The organism is uncultured Bifidobacterium sp., from assembly GCF_945269915.1.
Classification (GTDB): Bacteria; Actinomycetota; Actinomycetes; order Actinomycetales; family Bifidobacteriaceae; genus Bombiscardovia; species Bombiscardovia indica.
The window spans coordinates 1-4,441 of record NZ_CALYOY010000060.1; the positions used below are offsets into that span (position 1 = coordinate 1).

Sequence of the window (4,441 nt, forward strand, 5' to 3'; positions counted from 1 at the left end):
GCCTGCCCCTAGTATGGAAGGCATGGCTATGAAGAAAGGCCCGACCAAGGGTTCGGGCGGCAAGCACCGCAACAAGCTCCGCGGCAGGGGGCCCACCCCCAAGGCCGAGGACCGCGTCTACCACAAGGCCTACAAGGCCAAGCTGGCGGCACGCCGCCGTCAGGCCGCCGACCCACGCCTGGCGGCACGCCGCCGTGCCGACCGGTTCACCTCGGACTCCGATGATCTGGTCATTGGCCGGAACGCCGTACTGGAGGCCCTGCGGGTGGGTGTGCCGGCCAGCCAGCTCTACCTGGCCGCCCGGATGGAGCACGACGACCGGACCAGGGAGATTGTCCGTCTGGCCGGGCAGGAGGGCCTGAACCTCCTCGAAGCCGACCGCCTGGAGATGAACCGCATAGCCCGGTCCGGCAACCATCAGGGCGTGGTGCTCAAGGTGCAGCCCTACCAGTACTCCTCCCTGCAGGAACTGGTCGACCGGGCCGAGAAGCACGCGGCCGCCCTGGACAAGGCCGAGGGGGCCGCGAAGGTCAATGCCCGCCCCCTCTTCATCGCCCTGGACGGGGTAACCGACCCGCAGAACCTGGGGGCCGTGATCCGTTCGGCGGCGGCCTTCGGAGCTTCCGGGGTCATCCTGCCCGAGCGGCGCAGCGCCTCGGTCACCGCAGCGGCCTGGAAGGTGTCGGCCGGAGCGGCCGCCCACCTGCCCGTGGCCAGGGTGGTCAACCTGACCAAGGCCATCCAGGGGCTCAAGGAGCGCGGCTACTATGCCGTGGGGCTGGCCGGTGAGGGCCGGGCGATTGTGGGCGAGACAGGTTTCGAAACCGATCCCCTGATCGTGGTCCTGGGATCCGAGGGCAAGGGGCTGAGCCGCCTCGTCCGTGAGAGCTGCGATGCCCTGGCCTCCATCCCCATCTCCAGCTCGGTGGAATCCCTGAACGCCTCGGTGGCGGCCGGCATCAGTCTCTATGCCGTGTCCACAGCCCGGCGGAAGTCCGTCGAGTAGGCGGTCACCAGAACCATCCAGACCGCATTCAGCCGACCTCCGGGCGTCAAGCCCCGGGGTCGGCTGAATCGTTGATCAGCGAACGGTCGTCAGCTGGAAGCCCATACTGCGTCATCCTGATCGTCCTGGTCTGCGGCGGCCTCCAGACTCCCGGGGGCGAACCCGTGCCGGGAGGCTGGGGGATTCACGGTACCGGTCTGGCCAATCTCGGTCTGGCCGCCATCGCCACCCTGCTTCTTCCAGTGCATCTCATCATCGACGACACCGGAGTCGGCCTCCTCATTGATGGTCTTCATGTCTTCCGAGTCCAGCTTGTATTCGGGCAGGGATTCATTGATGTAGCTCTGCACGGCCTCCGCCATGGGCACATCATGCCCGGCCTTCTCCGCCAGAAGCCAGCGGTGGGTCAACACCTCGTGGAAGAACTGGGCCGGTTCTATCTGGCTGCGGTATTCGGCCGGAATCATCCGCACGGTGGGTTCGAAGACCTCACGCATCCAGTCGGTGGCCACAATCTCCAGGTCCTCGCCCTGCCGCCAGGTCGAGGCCCGGTAGGCATCCAGATCGTTCAGGAGCCGGCGGGCCTGGTTCTCCTGCACATCCAGGCCGGTCAGGCGCAGGAGCTTCCGGGAGGCGTACCCGGCATCGACCACCCTGGGCCGCACCAGTACACGGTTCCCGCCCTCCTCGGTCTTCATCTCCAGTTCGTCCACGTCGAAGCCCAGGTCGTTCAGCTTGTTGACCCTGCGTTCGATCTTCCACATCTCGTCCGGGTCGAAACTGTCCACGTCGGTCAGGGCACTCCACAGGGAGTGGTAACGGTCCACCAGGCGATTGCCCACGTCCACCTCGTCCACGTCGCCGGAGAGGAGGTTGCCCGAATTGAGATCCATCAGCTCGCCGATGATGTTGGTCCGGGCCAGGTCGATGTCGTATTCGCGCTGGCCATCGGTCAGGCTGGCATGGAGGTCGCCGGTCTCGGCGTCGACCAGGAAGGCCGAAAAGGCGTCGGCATCGCGCAGGAAGAGCACATTGGACAGTGACACGTCGCCCCAGTAGAAACCACCCAGGTGGAGCCTGACCAAGAGGACGGCCAGGGCGTCGATCAGGCGTTCGGCCGTATCGGGGCGGAGGTTGCGGGCGAAGAGCGCCCGGTAGGGCAGGGAGAATTTCAGGTGCTGGGTAACCAGCATGGCCTCCAGCGGCTGGCCGTCACGGGTGTGGCGGCCGGTGACCACGGCAATCGGATTGACCGTGGGCAGCTCCAGTTTCTGGAGCTTCCGGAGGAGCTCATACTCCCGCTCGGCCACCCGCTGGGTAATCTCCTTCATGGCATAGACATCGTCGCCCACATGCACGAAGCGGACCACGTGCCTGGAGATGCCCCGGGGCAGGTTGGCCAGGAGCTCCTGGGGCCAGGTCGCCAGCGGCTTCTCCCAGGGCAGGGTGAACATCTTCGGGTTGGAACTGGAGGCGGTGATGTGCAGGGCGGCGGGTTCCCGCTCGGGCAGGGCATCATCCGGTGCCTGGATGGATGTGGCCTTGACGGCTCTGGGGTCCAGGGAGGAGGCGGTGGCCCGGTTGAGATTCACACTGGTCATGCTTCACCAATCTAATCGTCGCCCTTCCCATACGGGAAGAGCCCCGCGCGAACCTCTCGCACAGGGCTCCTGGTCACCCGACCAATAGGAAAAGGAGAAGAAGGAAAGGAACCGTGTGGCCACATCCGATTCATTCGGACACGGCCACAAGGAACACGGTGCAATCAGTTCAGACGCAGCTCGGTGGCCGGGGAGAAGAGGTGCATCTTCGCGGGATCGATATGGATCTTCACCACATCGCCGACCTTGGGCAGGTCACGCGGGTTGACGCGGATCGTGGTCAGCTTGTTCTGGTCGGACATGACGGTGGTCTGTTCGGCTGCACTGTTGTCGGTCAGGATGTTGCCGTAGATGTATCCGTCGGAACCCAGATCCTCCACGTTGGCGACCTTCAGGGAGAAGGCATCCGGCTCGGCCGGACCGGCCAGGGTGGCATCTTCGGGACGGAAGCCCACGACGATTCTGCCCTCGTCCTCGGGGGTCAGCTTGTCGACCGCCTCGCGGGGCAGGCTGACGGTGTCCTCACCGATCTTGGCCTGGCCGTTGACCACCGGGTGGATGTTGATGTTCATCGAAGGCGAGCCGATGAAGCCCGCCACGAAGACGTTCTCGGGGCGGTCATACAGCTCGGTGGGGGCGCCGACCTGCTGCAGGACGCCCAGCTTGATGACGGCGATCCTGTCGCCCATGGTCAGAGCCTCGGTCTGATCGTGGGTGACGTACAGGGTGGTGACGTTCAGCTGACGCTGCAGGGCGGCGATCTGCGTACGGGTCTGCACACGGAGCTTGGCATCCAGGTTGGAGAGGGGCTCGTCCATCAGGAAGACCTTGGGCTGACGCACGATTGCACGACCCATGGCCACACGCTGACGCTGACCACCGGAGAGGGCCTTGGGCTTGCGGTCCAGGTACTCGGTGAGGTCGAGGACCTCAGCGGCCTTCTCGACCCGCTGACGGATCTCGTCCTTGGGGGTGCCGGCGATCTTCAGGGCGAAGCCCATGTTGTCGGCGACGGTCATGTGGGGGTAGAGGGCGTAGTTCTGGAAGACCATGGCGATGTCACGGTCCTTGGGCTGCATGGTCGTGACGTCCTTGTCGCCAATGAGGATGCGGCCCTTGTTGACCTCCTCCAGGCCGGCCAGCATGCGCAGGGTCGTGGACTTGCCGCAACCCGAGGGGCCAACCAGGACCAGGAACTCGCCGTCCTTGATATCAAGACTGAGGTCACTCACCGAGGGCTCGTCATTGCCCGGGTAGATACGAGTGACGTGGTCGAATACCACTTCTGCCATTGTTCATCCTTTCATCGGCAGGTACGTGCCGAACGATCCGTAGTGAAGGGTTGATTTTTCACTGTGGTTTCCGTCTTGGGACCAGGCCGACTTCGGCAGGGCCGTGCAACGGTCTTCTGTTTTGCGGTTAAGAGAAACTCTCCCTTGAGCCAAGGCCCACTATACACCAGTAACCGGAACAGGCACCTTCCGGACCTGTAATCGATGTCCATCGGGGCCCAGACACGGGTATGCTACAATTCTGATAGCTTTTTGTTGAAGGGGCCATTCCTGGTTCCCATTCATTCCGTCATGGGGGTGACGGGGTTCGGGGACATGCGGGGCAGCATACGCGGGGAATGGCTGTTGGGGGAGGAGACCTGTTACCCATGCGCCACAGCATCACCACCGGTAAGCATACCGGTCGTTCGTTTATCGCCACTTTCGCCGTTCTGGCCGCCATGGGGTTGGGACTGGCTGGCGCGACAGGCAGCGCGAGGGCCGATCAGGCCACGGATCAGACCCAACAGTCCCAGCACGCTGAAATCAACGGGGGGGGGGGG

General features: G+C 64.3%; 2 protein-coding genes and 1 pseudogene. 1 reads left to right on the forward strand and 2 read right to left on the reverse strand.

Translation table 11 applies throughout. The features are described from left to right. The first annotated feature begins 22 nt into the window (after positions 1-22). Positions 23-1,006, forward strand: a complete 984-nt coding sequence (gene rlmB / locus Q0K62_RS07810) for a 23S rRNA (guanosine(2251)-2'-O)-methyltransferase RlmB (RefSeq protein ID WP_297317412.1) — start codon at positions 23-25, stop codon at positions 1,004-1,006. A gap of 248 nt (positions 1,007-1,254) precedes the next feature. Here the strand turns inward: rlmB and Q0K62_RS07815 are convergent. Together Q0K62_RS07815 and ugpC are read right to left on the reverse strand one after the other, a co-directional pair. Continuing rightward, positions 1,255-2,607 (reverse strand): annotated as a pseudogene (locus Q0K62_RS07815) (DUF4032 domain-containing protein); the annotation flags it as partial. Between the two features lie 164 nt (positions 2,608-2,771). Further along, a complete protein-coding gene (ugpC, locus tag Q0K62_RS07820; protein ID WP_297317414.1) occupies positions 2,772-3,899 on the reverse strand; it encodes a sn-glycerol-3-phosphate ABC transporter ATP-binding protein UgpC in 1,128 nt (375 codons plus the stop codon). Between the last annotated feature and the right edge of the window lie 542 nt (positions 3,900-4,441).

Coding starts and splice junctions, on each gene's coding strand:
- rlmB (WP_297317412.1), top strand. CDS start 23: ATGGCTATGAAGAAAGGCCCGACCAAGGGTTCGGGCGGCAAGCACCGC.
- ugpC (WP_297317414.1), bottom strand. CDS start 3,899: ATGGCAGAAGTGGTATTCGACCACGTCACTCGTATCTACCCGGGCAAT.